14 protein-coding genes are annotated in these 14,880 nt (G+C 73.2%); 5 read left to right on the top strand and 9 right to left on the bottom strand.

Annotated features, from left to right (window positions below):
* Positions 1 to 29: 29 nt before the first annotated feature.
* Positions 30 to 833 carry an SDR family NAD(P)-dependent oxidoreductase gene (locus HNR21_RS06070; RefSeq protein ID WP_182704403.1) on the bottom strand — a complete coding sequence of 268 codons (804 nt, stop codon included), beginning with the start codon at positions 831 to 833 and terminating at the stop codon, positions 30 to 32.
* Between the two features lie 261 nt (positions 834 to 1,094).
* Between HNR21_RS06070 and HNR21_RS06065 the strand changes: the two genes are divergently transcribed.
* Together HNR21_RS06065 and HNR21_RS06060 are read left to right on the top strand one after the other, a co-directional pair.
* Complete coding sequence (locus HNR21_RS06065) at positions 1,095 to 1,943, top strand: LLM class F420-dependent oxidoreductase (protein ID WP_182704402.1); 849 nt, start codon at positions 1,095 to 1,097, stop codon at positions 1,941 to 1,943.
* Between the two features lie 124 nt (positions 1,944 to 2,067).
* Positions 2,068 to 2,826 (top strand): MerR family transcriptional regulator, encoded by a 759-nt coding sequence (locus HNR21_RS06060; RefSeq protein WP_119726462.1) that lies wholly within the window; start codon positions 2,068 to 2,070, stop codon positions 2,824 to 2,826.
* Between the two features lie 8 nt (positions 2,827 to 2,834).
* On the opposite strand, the gene HNR21_RS06055 is transcribed toward HNR21_RS06060, so the two are convergent.
* From HNR21_RS06055 to HNR21_RS06045, 3 genes are all read right to left on the bottom strand, one after another.
* Positions 2,835 to 4,532, bottom strand: coding sequence for a sigma factor (locus tag HNR21_RS06055; protein ID WP_182704401.1), 1,698 nt, complete (start codon positions 4,530 to 4,532; stop codon positions 2,835 to 2,837).
* 295 nt (positions 4,533 to 4,827) lie between these two features.
* Positions 4,828 to 6,453 carry a long-chain fatty acid--CoA ligase gene (locus tag HNR21_RS06050; RefSeq protein WP_220500573.1) on the bottom strand — a complete coding sequence of 542 codons (1,626 nt, stop codon included), beginning with the start codon at positions 6,451 to 6,453 and terminating at the stop codon, positions 4,828 to 4,830.
* A gap of 238 nt (positions 6,454 to 6,691) precedes the next feature.
* Positions 6,692 to 7,219, bottom strand: a complete 528-nt coding sequence (locus tag HNR21_RS06045; protein WP_182704399.1) for a SigE family RNA polymerase sigma factor — start codon at positions 7,217 to 7,219, stop codon at positions 6,692 to 6,694.
* A 321-nt stretch (positions 7,220 to 7,540) separates the two neighbouring features.
* Here HNR21_RS06045 and HNR21_RS06040 point away from each other — a divergent pair, with 321 nt between their 5' ends.
* Together HNR21_RS06040 and HNR21_RS06035 are read left to right on the top strand one after the other, a co-directional pair.
* The gene (locus HNR21_RS06040; RefSeq protein WP_246441991.1) at positions 7,541 to 8,509 is read left to right on the top strand and encodes a hypothetical protein; all 969 of its coding nucleotides are present in this window, start codon (positions 7,541 to 7,543) and stop codon (positions 8,507 to 8,509) included.
* Between the two features lie 2 nt (positions 8,510 to 8,511).
* Positions 8,512 to 9,450: a MauE/DoxX family redox-associated membrane protein gene (locus HNR21_RS06035; RefSeq protein ID WP_182704398.1), complete on the top strand. Its 939-nt coding sequence runs from the start codon at positions 8,512 to 8,514 to the stop codon at positions 9,448 to 9,450.
* Between the two features lie 186 nt (positions 9,451 to 9,636).
* On the opposite strand, the gene HNR21_RS06030 is transcribed toward HNR21_RS06035, so the two are convergent.
* From HNR21_RS06030 to HNR21_RS34595, 3 genes are all read right to left on the bottom strand, one after another.
* The gene (locus HNR21_RS06030; RefSeq protein WP_182704397.1) at positions 9,637 to 10,830 is read right to left on the bottom strand and encodes an ATP-binding protein; all 1,194 of its coding nucleotides are present in this window, start codon (positions 10,828 to 10,830) and stop codon (positions 9,637 to 9,639) included.
* Positions 10,831 to 11,131: 301 nt separating this feature from the next.
* Positions 11,132 to 11,761, bottom strand: coding sequence for an NAD(P)H:quinone oxidoreductase type IV (gene wrbA, locus HNR21_RS06025; RefSeq protein ID WP_119726456.1), 630 nt, complete (start codon positions 11,759 to 11,761; stop codon positions 11,132 to 11,134).
* 217 nt (positions 11,762 to 11,978) lie between these two features.
* On the bottom strand, positions 11,979 to 12,596 hold the full coding sequence (locus tag HNR21_RS34595; protein WP_220500051.1) for a hypothetical protein: 618 nt from the start codon (positions 12,594 to 12,596) through the stop codon (positions 11,979 to 11,981).
* 140 nt (positions 12,597 to 12,736) lie between these two features.
* Here HNR21_RS34595 and HNR21_RS06015 point away from each other — a divergent pair, with 140 nt between their 5' ends.
* Positions 12,737 to 13,627 carry an SDR family oxidoreductase gene (locus tag HNR21_RS06015; RefSeq protein WP_182704396.1) on the top strand — a complete coding sequence of 297 codons (891 nt, stop codon included), beginning with the start codon at positions 12,737 to 12,739 and terminating at the stop codon, positions 13,625 to 13,627.
* Positions 13,628 to 13,923: 296 nt separating this feature from the next.
* Here the strand turns inward: HNR21_RS06015 and HNR21_RS06010 are convergent, their stop codons facing one another.
* Positions 13,924 to 14,442 (bottom strand): SRPBCC family protein, encoded by a 519-nt coding sequence (locus HNR21_RS06010; protein ID WP_182704395.1) that lies wholly within the window; start codon positions 14,440 to 14,442, stop codon positions 13,924 to 13,926.
* Complete coding sequence (locus tag HNR21_RS06005) at positions 14,439 to 14,816, bottom strand: ArsR/SmtB family transcription factor (protein ID WP_182704394.1); 378 nt, start codon at positions 14,814 to 14,816, stop codon at positions 14,439 to 14,441. Before HNR21_RS06005 ends, HNR21_RS06010 begins: the two co-directional genes overlap by 4 nt.
* Positions 14,817 to 14,880: the final 64 nt, after the last annotated feature.

Genomic DNA, 14,880 nt, shown 5'->3' with positions numbered 1-14,880 from the left:
GTTATGGCACCTCACACCGCAATGAACCGTCAGATCGACTTCAGCATGCCGCCGTCGACCACCACATCGGCGCCCATCGTTCCGGCGGAGCGGGGGGAGGCCAGCAGGACGACGGCGTCGGCGACCTCCTGGGGGTCGACTAGGCGGCCGATGGTCAGGCCCATCATCTGGGGGACCGCGGAATCCATGACGGTGTCGCGGTCGGTGCCGGCGCGTTCGGCGATGATGTCGGCCACGCCGCCCGGGTCGGTCCACCACGGGGTGCGGACCGGGCCGGGGGAGACGGTGTTGACGCGGACCCCCTGCGGGCCGAACTCCTCCGCCAGGACCTTGGTCAGGTTGGTGAGCCCGGCCTTGGCCGCGCAGTAGTCCACGTTGATCGGCGAGGGCTGCCGGGCGTTGGTGGAGGAGACGTTGACGATGGCGCCGCGCCGTTCCAGCAGGTGCGGGAGGGCGGCGCGGACCATCCGGACGACCGCGAACAGGTTCAGCTCGAACACCGCGTACCAGTCCTGCTCGCCGGCGTCCAGGAACGAGGTGCGCGGCAGCGTCACGCCCGGCGGGGGTCCTCCGGCGTTGTTGACCAGGACGTCCAGGCCGCCGAACGCCTCGGCCGCACGCGCGACGATCTGCGCGGGCGCGTCGGGGTGCATCAGGTCGGCCGGTACGTGGAGCAGATCCGGGCCGGCGAGGGCGTCGAGTTCGGGGGTGCTCTTGCGGGAGACGGCCGCCACCTTCGCGCCCTCGTCCAGCAGGGTGCGGACGACCGCGAGGCCGATGCCCTTGGAGGCGCCGGTGACGACGGCGACCTTGCCGGAAAGCCGCATGTCCATGAACGTTTCCCTTCTTTTCGGCAGGCCCCGTGCGAGGCGTGCGAAACGAAGCTACGGCGCGGCGGGGCGGCGATTCCGGCGTCGGCCGGACGGGCATTTCAGGCGGAAATCGGACCGCTGAACTCCTGCGCGTTCCGGGCCGCGCAGGCGTGCGCGGCCGGTGCGGCACGCGCCGACCGGCGTCCGCGGCGCGGAATGGCGGGGGACCGGGCACGGTTGGCGTCCGATGACACCGAACGATCGGCCGCTGGAGGTCAGGCGATGGAACTGGGACGTGTCGGCATCTGGAACGTCGGACTGCGGTCGGAGGACCCCGCGGCCCGGGGGGAGATCCTCGAGGCCGCCGCCGAACTGGAGGAACTCGGTTACGGCGCGATCTGGCTGGGGGCCAGTCCCGGAGTCGGGCACGCCCGGCCGCTGATCGAGGCGACCTCCCGGATCGTGGTGGCCACCGGGATCCTCAGCATCTGGGACCACCCGGCGGCCGAGGTCGCCGCCGAGCACCTCGCGCTGACCAAGGACCACCCCGGCCGGTTCCTCCTGGGCCTCGGCGTGAGTCACGGGGCGCTGGTGGGCGAACGCTACCGCCGCCCGTACACGGCGATGACGGAGTATCTGGACGCGCTCGACGAAGGCGGAGTGCCGAAGGAGGAACGGGTCCTCGCGGCGCTCGGGCCGAAGATGCTCGCCGCGTCCCGGGACCGGGCGGCGGGCGCGCACCCGTACTTCATCACCGTCGAGCACACCCGCCGGGCCCGGGAGATCCTCGGTGACGGCCCGCTGCTGGCCCCGGAGGTCAAGGTCGTGCTGGACGAGGACCGGGAGAACGCCCGCCGGATCGCCCGCGAGCACTACGGCGGCTACGCCCGGCTCCCCAACTACAGCAACAACCTCGAGCGGCTCGGCTTCACCGACGAGGACCTGCGGGACGGCGGCAGCGACCGGCTGATCGACGCCTGCTTCGCGATCGGCGGCCTCGAGGCGGTCCGGGCCAGGATCGCCGAGCACCACGCGGCGGGCGCCGACCACGTGGTGCTCCAGGTGGTCACCGAGAACCCGGCGGCCCTGACCCGCCGGGAGTGGCGCGAGATCGCCCAGGTGATCGACTGACATCCCGGAACGGGCGCCGTGCGGCGCCGCCCGCCCTTACCCTGAGCAAGAAACCGTGTCATCGCACGATGTCACAATAGGGAACGTAAGATCCTGCAGGACGGGGAGAGGCGGGTGGCGCGGCATGGCCGAGTACCGGATCGACGAGCTGGCGCACAAGGCCGGCACCACCGTCCGCAACATCCGCGCCTACCAGGACCGCGGCCTGCTCCCCCCGCCCCGGCTGGAGGGCCGGGTCGGCTACTACGACGACAACCATCTGGCCCGGCTGCGGCTGATCGGCCAGCTGCTGGCCCGCGGCTACACGTTCGCGATCATCAAGGAGCTGCTGGTCGCCTGGGAGCACGGCAAGGACGTCAGCGAGGTGCTCGGGCTGGAGAAGGTGCTCACCGACCCCTGGTCGGACGAGCTGCCCGGGCAGGTCACCGTCGAGGAACTGGTCAAGACGTTCGGCGCCGGGCTGGACGACGAGCAGGTGGCGCGGTTCCTGGACCGGGCGGTGGCGCTGGGCCTGATCGAGCCGGAGGGCGACCACTACCGGGTGCCCAGCCCCCGGCTGCTGCACGTCGGCGCCGAACTGGTGGCGGCCGGGATCCCGCTGGACGCGGTGCTGGACATCGCCGAGCAGATCCGGGCCGACTGTGACGTGATCGCCGGCCGGTTCGTGAACCTGGTGAACGAGCACGTGTTCGACCGGATGCCCGCCGCCGCGCCCGGCGCCGAGGAGATCCCCCAGCTCGCCGCGATCGTCCGGCGGATGCGCCCGCTGGTGAAGATGGTGGTCGACCCGTTCATCGCGCGGGCCATGGAGGCCCGGGCGCAGGAGGCGCTGGGCGCCCGGCTGGAGCTGATCCGCGACCACCTGCAGCAGGCCGGCCGCTGATCACATGATCACAGCAGGGACAGCGGCCACTGCACCCGGATCTGCCGCACGTTCCCCTGCTGGTCGGTCACGTCGACCACGGCCTCGCCCGGCATCCGCAGCAGCTCCGGCCCCTTGAACCGCACGACCAGCTCGGCGGTGGCGCCGGCGGCCAGCACGCCCTCGGAGACCGACAGCTCCAGCCGGTCGGTGGAGGGCTCCGCCGTCCAGGCGACCGGCCCGTCCTCGGCGCGCAGCGTGATGACCGCGCCGTCCCGGTCGACCGTCACCTCGTTCGGCCCGACCGCCAGCTCGCCCGGCCCCGGGGGCGGCGTCCTCGGCTCGCCCGGCCTGGACGGGTCCGGGTCGGCCGGCCGGTCCTGGCCGGTGTGCCGGCCGGTCTCCGGGGCGATCGGCGGCCCGCCCGGCCCGCCCGATCCGCCGGGTCCCGGCGCGGCCTGCGGGGGATCACCGCCGTTCCGGCGGTCCTTGGCCTCCTCCCGGGTGTCGCCGATGGACGGCTGCGGCTTGGGCTCGAACGGGAACCGGATCTCGGAGTTCACCGGGTTCATCAGCATGATCGCGACCAGCGCGGTGAGCAGCGCGCCCGCCGAGCCGCCGCCGACGAACAGCCAGCGCCGGGTGTAGCCGGAGGGCATGTCGGGCTGGCGGGGCATCCCCTCGGGGGTCAGCGCGCCGCCGCGCGCCGCGATGTCGGCCCGGTGCCCGGCCAGCTCCGGGTCGGTGGCGGTGTGCAGCACCCGGTGCCGCAGCGCGGCGGGCAGCACCGGCGCCGGGGCCAGCACCAGCAGCACGGCCGCCGACGCCCGGTCGCGGCGCTCGCACTCGGCGCACTCGGCCAGGTGCCGGGCCAGCTCCGGGTCGGCCGGCGGGACGGCGCCGCGACGCCGGCGGCGGCCGGTCCGGTGCGCGGGGCGGTCGCCGGCCGGACGCCGGGTGCCGCCCGGCCGCCGGCCGCCGCGCGGACCCGGGTCGCGGGACGGCCGGCCGGAGTCGCCGCCGGCCGGGGGACGGCGGGTCACGCCGGCCCGGGGATCCTCGATCCTGCGCCCGCCCGGCACCGGGGCGACCCGGACGTCCGCCGGCGACGAGGCGGCCGCCTCCCGGCGCTCCGGGGCGGTCTCGGCGAACTCGGCGAACTCGGCGGTGCGGTCGGCCAGCTCGCCCGGCGCCTCGGCGGCGTCCACCGCGGGCACCGGCGCCGTGCCGGCCCGGCAGCGCCGCGACATCGCGCGCAGCTCCCGCAGGACCGCCGCCTCGGCGCGTTCCCGGGCCCGCGCCACCTGGGCGGCCGAACGCCGGGCCGGCCGGCCGAGCACGACGGCGACCTCGGCGGCGGCCATCCCGTGCCGCAGCGTCAGCAGCAGCATCTCCTGGTCGGCGAAGTCCAGCCGGCCCAGCGCCGCGTCGACCAGCTCGCGGACCTCGCCGGCGGTCACCCCGGCGTCGGCGGCGGCCACCTCGTGCAGCCAGGCCGACCCGCTGGCCCAGTTCCACGACAGGCCCCGGCTGCGGCCCCGCTGCAGGCAGCGCCGCCGGGCCGCGCCGTACAGCCAGACCCGCAGCAGGGAACGGTCCCGCATGCGCGCCGCCCGCCGGTGGGCGTCGATGAACGTGTCGTGCACGATGTCGCCCGCCGCCCGGGGGTCGGCGACCATGGACAGGCAGTAGTCGTACAGCGCCTCGGCGTAGGTGTCGTAGAGCACGCCAAGCGCCGTGCCGCCGCCCGACTGCAGCCCCTGGACGAGTCGACGATCGACGTCCGGCCGGGAAGTTGACCACCTTGGCATGCGCTCGCTCACTCCCCCCTCGGCAGTGAGGGGGCCTCCCTTCCGGGGGCCGCGACAACACTACGGAACCCCTTGCTTACACCAATTCCGACACAGGCACCACAAGATCACAGATATGGGTCCGGCTCAGCCAGCCGCAGCGGAGCGCCAGCGGAGCGAGATGGGCCGAGCCGGGATTCGGGGGCCTGGGAGTCGCCTCCGGACGGGACGTTCAGTCGACGCGCAGGACCTCCAGCTCGCCGTCGGCGTACTGCTGCCGGATGGTCTTCTTGGAGAACTTGCCGACGCTGGTGCGCGGGACCTGGTCGACGAACGCCCAGCGCTCCGGGAGCTGCCACTTGGCGACCTGCCCGGCCAGGAACTCCTTCAGGTCGGCGGCGGTCACGGCGGCGCCCTCGCGGAGCACCACGGTGGCCAGCGGACGCTCCTGCCAGCGCTCGTCGGGCACCCCGACCACGGCCGCCTCGATCACGTCGGGATGGGCCATCAGCCGGTTCTCCAGTTCCACCGAGGAGATCCACTCGCCGCCGGACTTGATGACGTCCTTGGCCCGGTCGGTGAGCACCATGTAGCCCTCGGGTGAGATGGTTCCCACGTCCCCGGTGCGCAGCCAGCCGTCGTGGAACCGGCCCGGATCCTCGTCCCGGTAGTACGCCCCGGTGATCCACGGGCCGCGCACCTGGATCTCGCCGACCGCCTGTCCGTCCTTGGGCAGCACCACGTCGCCCTCGCCGACCACGCGGGCCTCCACCCCGGCCAGCGCGCGGCCCTGCGTCACCCGGTACGGCCACTGCTCCTCGCCGTCCGCGCCGAGCGGCGGGTGCGCGATCGTGGCCAGCGGCGAGGTCTCGGTCATGCCCCACGCCTGGATGATCCGCACGCCCCGTTCCTGGTACGCCCGCATCAGGGCCTCCGGCACCGCCGAGCCGCCGCAGGTGATCAGCCGCAGCGAGGACAGGTCGGTGCCGTGCTCGGTGACGTACCGCAGCACGTCGTTCCAGATGGTGGGGACGGCCGCGGACATGGTGGGGCGCTCGGTCTCGATCATCCGGCACAGCGGCTCGGCCTGCAGGAACCGGTCCGGCATCAGGATCGAGGCGCCCGCCATCATCGCCGCGTACGGGATGCCCCAGGCGTTGGCGTGGAACATCGGCACGACCGGCAGCACCTTGTCGGCGAAGCTCAGGCCTTTGGCGTTGGCCGTGCACACCGACATGGAGTGCAGCCACGAGGAACGGTGGGAGTAGACGACGCCCTTGGGGTTGCCGGTGGTGCCGCTGGTGTAGCACATGGCGGCGGCGGACCGTTCGTCCACCTCCGGCCAGTCGAAGTCGCGGTACGAGGCGACGCGGTCCTGGGCGGCCAGCAGTTCCTCGTAGTCGTGGACCTGCTTGCCGGCCTCGCGCAGGGGGGCGGTGTCGCCCTCGCCGGACACGATGACGTGCCTGACGGTCTTCATCTCGCCGAGCACGCCGGCCAGCAGCGGGATGAGGGAGCCGTCCACGATGACGACCTCGTCCTCGGCGTGGTCGGCGATGTAGACCAGTTGCTCGGGGAAGAGCCGGATGTTCAGGGTGTGCAGCACCGCGCCCATCGCCGGGACCGCCAGGTAGGCCTCCATGTGCTCGGCGTTGTTCCACATGAACGTGGCCACCCGCTGGTCCCCGTCGATTCCGAGGCCGCGCAGCGCCGCCGCCAGCCGCGCCGCCCGCGTCCCCACCTCGGCGTAGGACCGGCGGCGGACGCCCTCGCCGGTGTACGTGGCGACCTCGGCGGTGCCGAACACCTCGACACCGTGGCGCAGGATCGAGGCGATGGTCAGCGGGAAATCCTGCATCGTGCTCAACACGGCGCGACCTCCAGGTCAGAGCGGATCTTCCGCTCGGATTGTCGAACGCCGCAACGCGAATGTCAGTAGGCCGCCGGAACACACTTGACGCCGTGGAGGCGTCCCCCGGCTGGTCGCCGCGCACAGTCCCGGCCGTGCGCGGCGGTGCGGCGTCACCACCGGACGGCGGGTCGCCGCCCGGTCCTCGGTTCCCGCGTTCCGGCCCCGGGGACCCGCCCCACGCGGGTCAGGAGTCGGTGTCGATGGCGTGGACCTCGGCGAAGTCGTGCTCCAGGGCGGTGTCGTCGCGGAGTTTGGCGACCGCGCGGGAGACGGTGCTCTTGACCGTTCCGATGCTCACCCCGAGCACCTCGGCGATCTCCGCCTCCGGCATGTCCTCGTAGTAGCGCAGCATCACCGCGACCCGCTGGCGCCTGGGCAGCCGGTCCAGGGCGCGGCCGAGCGCGTCGTGCATCTCGCTGCGCCGGGTGTGGTCGTCGACCGGCCGGTCCGGCAGCACGTCGGTGGGGTAGACCTCCAGCTTGCGCCGCCGCCACCAGGAGATCTGCGTGTTGACCATGGCGCGGCGCACGTAGCCGTCCACCGAGCCCCGGTCGTTGATGCGCTCCCAGGCCAGGTAGGTCTTGACCAGCGCGGCCTGGAGCAGGTCCTCGGCCTCGCCCCGGTCGCCGGTGAGCTGCATGGCCGCCCGCAGCAGCGCGGGCCCGCGGGCCGCGACGTAGCGGTGGAACTCCTCGTCGTGCGCCCTGTTCACTGATCACCGACCCCAGGGGATTGCGCGTGCCCGTTCCCCGGGACCCGCGCCGGTCGTGCCCGGTGCTCGTCGGGACCGTCCAGGTGGGCCGGGGCACGGGTGTGCCGTCTCGTCCGACCCTGACACGAAGATCGTAATTATGGACCAACAAAAACGGCATATTCGGGTCAACCCGGAGGGGGATCCTCCACCCCGGTACTGTGAACTTCATCCCGGTGACCCACCCAGTCCGACATATCGGTCGACAGCCGGGCCGGTACGGGTGACTCTTAACCGACCTTCTTACTTGTGATGCCGCTACACACCACTCTGGGAGCGCCGATGCCCCACCGTGACGCGACACGGCGGCGCCGGCGCGCCGGCCAGGCCCTGGGCCTCACCCCGGGCCGCACCGCGCCCGCCGGTTCCGTTCCCGCCGAGCCCACCGCGGTGCGCGGGACGATCGTGGACGCCAGCCCGCACGTCCTCGTCCTGGACACCGGCGGCGAGCCGATCCGGCTGCCGCTGACCCCCACCACGTCCATCTGGTACGGCGGCCGCTCCGGGCTGCACGCGCTCGTCCCCGGCCGGGAGGCGATCGTCCGGCCGAGCGCCGACGGGCCCGGCGTCGAGCGCGTGTGGGTGGACATCACCCGGGTCACCGGCACGATCCTGGACCGTTCGCAACGGGCCGTCGAGGTCGACCAGGGGCCGCACCGGGGCTCCGCCGAGGTGGCCATCCCCGACCGGGTGCTGCACCGGATCCTGGTGCGCCATCCCCGGCTGGAGCCCGGGGAGCTGATGGACGTGATCTGCGTCCGGTCCCCGGACGGGCCGCGCGCCGTGCGCCCCGGAACCTCGCAGCCCGCCCAGCGGATCACTCCGGCCGCCGTGGACGCCCCCTCGCCGACGACCGTGCAGGGGACCGCCACGTGGTTCCGTTCCGACCCCGACGCGGGCGCGGCGCGCGGCGCCGCGTACCCGGCGGTCGATCCGGAGGGGCACGCCGGGGGCTGCGCGGACGCCCCGCCCGGTTGCGCTCCGCTGCCGTACCTGTCGCAGGGCAGCGAGCTGATCGTGCACAACGAGTGCACCGGCCGCTCCACCGCCGTGCCGGTCGTGGAATGCGGCTGCGTCGCCGCCCGCTACTGCGACCGCTGCGTGGAGTGCGGCACCTCGCCGCGCGGACGGGTCGTGGAGCTGACCCCCGAGGCGTTCGTCGACCTGGGCGGCGACCTGGACGCCGGATGCTTCAACGCCCGGCTGGACCTGACCGCCACCGCCGTGCGCTCCCGGCCCGAGGGGACGTGACGATGGACCTCCTCCACGACGCCCAGGTCCTGCTGCTGGCCACCGTGCTGGCGCTCTCCGGGGCGGCCAAGCTGCTGTCCCGTTCGGCGAAGGCTCCGGAACGCCCCGCCGAGATCCACGGCGTCCCGGTCCCCGCCGCCGAGCCGCACTGGGCCGTCGCCCTCCGCCACAGCCGCCCGGCCACCGTGGCCCTGGCCCTGACCGAATGCCTGCTGGCGGCGGCGCTCGTGGTCACCCCGCACCCCGCCGTGCGGATCGCCGCCGCCCTGCTGATGGTGGCCGCCACCTGGATCGTCGCCGAACTCCGCGAACGCACCCCCGACGCCGGCTGCGGCTGCTTCGGCGACCTCAGCACCGAACCCGTCGGCCGCCGCTCCGTCGTCCGCGCCGCCCTGCTGGCCGTGGCCGCCCTGGGCACGCTGGGCGGCGCCCGCACCGCCCTGGAGATCGCCGCCGGCGGCCCCTGGCAGACCTGGCTGGTGTTCACGGCCGAACTGGCCCTGGTCGCCGCCGTCTCCCCCGAACCCGCCGAACTCCTCCGCCGTCGCCGCCGTCCCCCGGTCCCCTGCGACCGCCGCCCGAGCCCGCTGCCGGAGACCCTCTCCCGCCTCCGCCGCAGCCCCCAGTGGCGGCACCACCGTCCCGCCCTCACCGCCCAGGAGCCCGTCGACGTCTGGCGCGAGGGCTGCTGGCGTTTCCTCGCCTACCCCACCCGCGACGCCGAGGTCGTCTTCGCCGTCTCCACCGCGGCCCACGACCGCACCGTCCACGCCACCGTCCTGCCTCCCGAAGACCCCCCGGCCCCGGCGTCCCAGAGCCCGGCGCAGGACGCCGCACCCCTGCGTTCCGACGAGACTTCGTCGCATCCGACCGCCTCGGACACTCCGGCGTCGACCGCCGACACCACCACCCCGGCGAACGAACTCCTCACCCCCCGCTGACACGCGTCCCGCCCGCGTTCCTGGCGTTCAGGAGGACCCGGTGCAGGCGGATAGGGGAATCTAGGGTTTTCTAGGGGCAGGGTTAGATCGTTCTAGATTTCGCGATGGGCGCGCCGGGCGAGGACTCTCTAGCGGTGTCTAGGCATTGCCGTAGACACCGGTAGAGACGGCTGCGAGCGTGCCGGGTCAGGCGGGCTGGGCTCGCAGGAACTGGCCGAAGTGGGGGACGGTGAAGGCGACCATGCCTCGTTCGGCGCTGTAGATGAGGCCCTTCTTGATGAGGCCGTCGCGGGCCGGGGAGAGGCTGGAGGGCTTGCGGCCCAGCTCCTCGGCCACGGCGGCGGTGGGGACCGGGTCGTCGCCGAGCATGGCCATGGCGCGCATGTAGTCGCGCTCGGCGGGGGTGGCCCGCTCGTAGCGGCTGCCGAAGAAGCCCACGGCCAGCTCGCTCTCGGCCTCGGGGGCGGCGACCCTGACGTCCTCGGCGTTGATCGGGCTGGCGGGGGCGACGTCCCAGGCGACCTTGGCGTACGCCTGGACGAAGTAGGGGTAGCCGTCGGCGGCCTCGTACAGGGCGTCGAGGGCCTCGGGGGTGAACGTCACGCCCTCGCGTTCGGCGGGGGCCAGCAGGGCCTGGTCGGCGGACTCGCGGTCCAGGCGGTCGATGCGGGCGTAGCGGAACAGGCGTTCGGAGTAGGACTTGCTGGCCGACAGGACGGCGGGCAGGTGCGGCAGGCCGGCGCCGACCACGATCAGCGGGCCGCCGACCTGGGACAGCTCGTGGCAGGCGGCGCACAGCGCGGACACGTCGTCGGCGGGCACGTCCTGCATCTCGTCGACGAACAGGCCGATGCCCACGCCGAGGTCGGTGGCCACCGAGGCGGCGTCCACGAACAGCTCGGTCAGGTCGATCTCCAGGTCGCCGGAGTCGGCCCGGCCGCGCACCGCCGGGACGTCGATGCCGGGCTGCCAGCGGTGCGCCCGCGCCCGGGTCTTGCCGCCGGGTTCCTCGCCGGCCTGGGCGAACGACTTGAGCACGCCGAGGAAGTACTCGATGCGCTCGGGGGCGCGGTGCCGGGGCGCCAGCTCGCGGATCGCCATGTGCAGGGCGGCGGCGACGGGGCGGCGGATCGACTGCTCGGGGCGGGCCTCGATCTTGCCGGTGCCCCACAGCTTCTGCATGGCCATCGAGCGGAACGTGTTGAGCAGCACCGTCTTGCCGACGCCGCGCAGCCCGGTGATGATCATGCTGCGTTCGGGCCGGCCGCGGGCCACCCGTTCCAGCACCACCTCGAACTGCTGCAGCTCACGGTCGCGACCGGCCAGCTCGGGGGGCCGCTGCCCGGCGCCGGGGGCGTAGGGGTTGCGCACGGGGTCCACGCTCTCGGAGCGTATGAGCCGATATAGCTGCGGCCGTAGATTTCCGTAGAAAGCGCTGTGGCGTGTCGCGTGCCGCCGCGCACTCCGGCACCGGGCCCGCTCCTGCGCGCTGGTCGGCATGGCCACCTCGTCGCGTGTGTGCTCGCTGGTCCGTCCCGCGGCCCGGCGGCCGCATCCGCCGGTGGACCGGTGCGTCGCGCCGCCCTGCCGCCCCCACGGCACGGCACCGCACGTCGAACCTGTGTTCGACCGGTTCGAACACAGTAGCGCATGCCCCGGCGCCCGTCACGCGCTCCGCGGCTCAGCCGGCGCGTCCCCGCTTGAACGCCTGGGCGACCTCCACCACCCGCCGGGCCTGGAACTCCATCGCCGCCAGCTGCACCTCGCCCGGCGGGATCTCCCCGTTCTGCGAGGTGTGGCTGGTGCCGTACGGGTTCCCGTTCCGGAACTGCACGGGGTCGGCGTAACCGGGCGGCACGATGATCGCGCCCCAGTGGTAGAAGGTGTTGTTCAGCGCCAGGATCGTCGACTCCTGCCCGCCGTGCGCGGTGGCCGTCGAGGTGAACGACGAGGCGATCTTGTTGATCAGCCGTCCCCGCCCCCACAGCGGCCCGGTCGCGTCGATGAACTGCTTGAACTGGGCGGCCGGCGCCCCGTACCGGGTGGGCGCCCCCATCAGCAGCGCGTCCGCCCAGTCCAGGTCCTCCAGCGTCGCCTCGCCGATGTGCCGGGTCGCCTCCACGTGCTCCAGCCACATCCGGTTGGCCGCGACCACCTCGTCCGGCGCGATCTCCCGGACCTTGCGCAGCCGCACCTCGGCCCCGGCCTTCTCCGCCGCGACCGCCGCCGCCTTGGCCAGCTCGTACACCGTTCCCGTCGCCGAGTAGTAGATGACGGCGACCCGCACCGGCCCACCCAGGTCATAGGCCATGAGCGCTCCTCGTCTCAGCACGTCCACCAACCGGACACCACGACGGCCGCGGCCTCCGAAGATCACTCGCAGCCGTGATACACGGACGCTATCGGCCCCAACCGCCGAACATCGCCCGATTCACCGCGAGTCGCGAAGTGGCTCCGCCCACCTGCCGCCACCCGGCCCCAAGGGGGACGCGACCTGCGCGCCCTGCCGGCCGAGCTCCTCCCCGACGTCACCGGTCCTCGGTGACGCCCTCGGCCTCCCGGTAGTAGGCCAGGTAGTCGGTGATCAGCTCGGGCGGGTTGGCGGCCCGGGTGGCCTCGCCCTCGATGGGGCGGAACATGTCGAAGACGACGACGGGGATCCGGCGGCCGAAGACCTTCTCGATGCGCCCGCTGTCGTGGAGGTGGCGGGCGAGGTCGATGACGAGGTCGTCGAAGTGGTCGGCCAGGGCCTGGCCGCGTTCGGCGATCTCCTCCTCGGAGAGGTCCCCGGTGTGGTCGTACCACAGGCCCAGCGACCTGACCTCGGCGAGGTAGAGGTCGGTGCCGGCGGAGTCGTCCGGGTGGTGGCCGATGGGCGGGGCCTCCTCCAGCAGCATGTACGCGTAGCTCCAGCGCGCCTCGGCCGCGTCGACCGAGGTCTCGTCGGCCATGCGCTGGAAGTGGTCCTCGGTGTTGTAGCCGATCGCCAGGTACGGGTCGTAGGGGTAGTCGAAGTCGTCGATCCGGATCGAGTGCTCGCCGTGCGAGATCCGGAACGAGACGACGTAGATGTCGGCCCGGAGCTTTTCCGGGATGGCGTCCAAGGCCCGTTCCCCGGCCTGCCACAGGTGGTCCCGCAAGCTCATGGCTCCTCCACGGTCCGACGCGACCGCACCATGATCCACCCACCGCGCCCGCACGGAGGGCGGAATGTCGCGTTTTCTCCCGACGGGCCGGAGCGGCCGGGATTGACCTCGACTCAGGTTGAGGATCGAGCATGGGCTCCATGACCGAGCAGAACACGATCGTCCTCGTCACGGGCGCCACCGGGAACGTCGGCCGTCATGTGGTCTCCCTGCTGATCGAGAACGGCGTCCGCACCCGCGCGCTGACCCGCCGCCCGGAGATCGCCGGGCTGCCGGACGGGGTCGAGGTCGTCGGCGGCGACCTCACCGACCCCGCGTCATGGGAAGCCGCCCTGGACGGCGTCGGCGCGGTGTTCCTGCTGTGGCCCTCCTTCACGGCGGAGGGCGCGGCACCGGTGGTCGACGCCGTCGCCGAGCGCGTGCCCCGCATCGTCTACCTGTCCTCGTCGGTCGTACAGGACGACCGGGCGGCACCCGGGGACGGCGGTGTCTGGGGCGAGATCGAGCGCCTGGTGGAACGGTCGGGAGCGGAGTGGACGTTCCTGCGCGCCGGCGGGTTCGCCGCCAACACCCTGGAGTGGGCCGACCAGATCAAGACCGGTGACGTGGTGCGGGCGCCGTACGGGAAGGCGGCGCGTTCACTCATCCACGAGGCCGACATCGCGGCGGTCGCGGTCCGGGCGCTGACCGAGAACGGGCACGCGGGGCGGAAGTACGTCCTCACCGGCCCGGAGGCGATCACACAGGAGGAGCAGGTCCGCATCATCGGCGAGACCATCGGCCGCCCCTTGCGCTGGGAGGAGCAGCCGTTGGAGGAGGCCCGCGAGGAGGTGGCCGCCTTCATGGGCGAGGCGGGCGCCGAACAGGCCCTCGCCTACTGGGCCACCCTGGTCGATCACCCCGAGCCGGTCACGATGACGGTCGAGAAGGTCACCGGCCGCCCGGCGCGCACGTTCCGCGAGTGGGCACGCGACCACGCCGCCGACTTCCGCCCATCCCGGGACGCGGCGAACGGCCACGCGGTCCGCTGAGCATCCGCACGGCCGGGCCGCCGAACGCCCCACCGTCATCGAACGACGCGAACGCCCGCGGCCCCCGATTCCGCAAATGATCATCCGTGCTGCCCGTGCGCTGGGACGACGCGCGATCGTGTCCCGCGGCTGGGCCGGCCTGTCACCGATGGACGACGGCCCCGACCGCATGTCCGTCGGCGAGGTCGATCACCGGACGCTCTTCCAGCGGGTCGCCGCCGTTGTGCACCACGGCGGCGCGGGCACCACCACCGCGGAAGGGCGGCGGTGTGGGCCGAGTTCGTCACGCCGTGGGTTCAGTCCCTGCCGGGGATGGGGGCTCCGGAGGGCATGCCGGCGGCGACGTACTTGCCGTAGAGGTCGTCCCATGTGGCGGCCGGGCCCTCGGTCGGCCGGTTCACGGCACGGGCGTCGAGGGCGGACAGGCAGACGTCCCAGCCGGCCGCGTTGCGGGCCGCGGTGTTCCGGGCCCCCAGGACGTTGGTGAGGGTGAACCGGGTCCGGTGGTCGCCGAGCGGCTCCAGGTCGAAGTGCAGTTCGTCGTCGCCCCAGGTGAAGGCCAGCCGGCGGGGCGGGTCGACGGCGATGATCCGCCCGGTGGACCCGGGCATGTTGGGGTCGCCGGAGAAGGTGACGGCACCGCCCGGGGTGAGGTCGAGCGCGACCTCGGGGGACGGGAACCAGTGGGCCAGTTCGTCCGGTTCGGTGACCAGGGCCCAGACCTTCTCGATCGGGTGGTCGTAGACCCGCTGGAAGCGGACCGCGGGGCGGCCGTCGTCGAGTTCCAGGTAGGTGCCGGGGTTGGTGGTGATCATGGCTGGTCCGCGCCCTTTCGCTCGTCGGTTTCCGGCGCCGTGCCGGGGTCGTCATCGCCCTGCTCCGCATCGCCCGCGTCCAGGCGGCGGCCCAGCGCGTCGAGGCTGCTGTTCCACAGTCGCCGGTAGGGCGCCAGCCAGGCGTCCAGTTCGGCCATCGGGGCGGGTTCGAGCACGTAAAGCCTGCGCTGCGCATCGGGCACGACCCGGACCAGACCGGCCTCGCGCAGCACCCGCAGGTGTTTCGACGTGCCCGGCTGACTCAGGCCGCAGGCTTCGACCAGCTCGCCGACCGGGCGCGGCCCCTCCAGCAGCAGGTGGAGGATCGCGCGCCGGTGCGGGTCGGCCAGCGCGTTCCACACTGCGGTCTCCATACGGCTATATTTCCATCTGGAAATATAGCCGTCAAGGAATATTCGGATCCGGGGCGGTCACCGG

The sequence above is a fragment of the Thermomonospora cellulosilytica genome (assembly GCF_014138835.1).
GTDB lineage: Bacteria > Actinomycetota > Actinomycetes > Streptosporangiales > Streptosporangiaceae > Thermomonospora > Thermomonospora amylolytica.
This window is presented reverse-complemented; position numbering and strand designations above follow the sequence as displayed.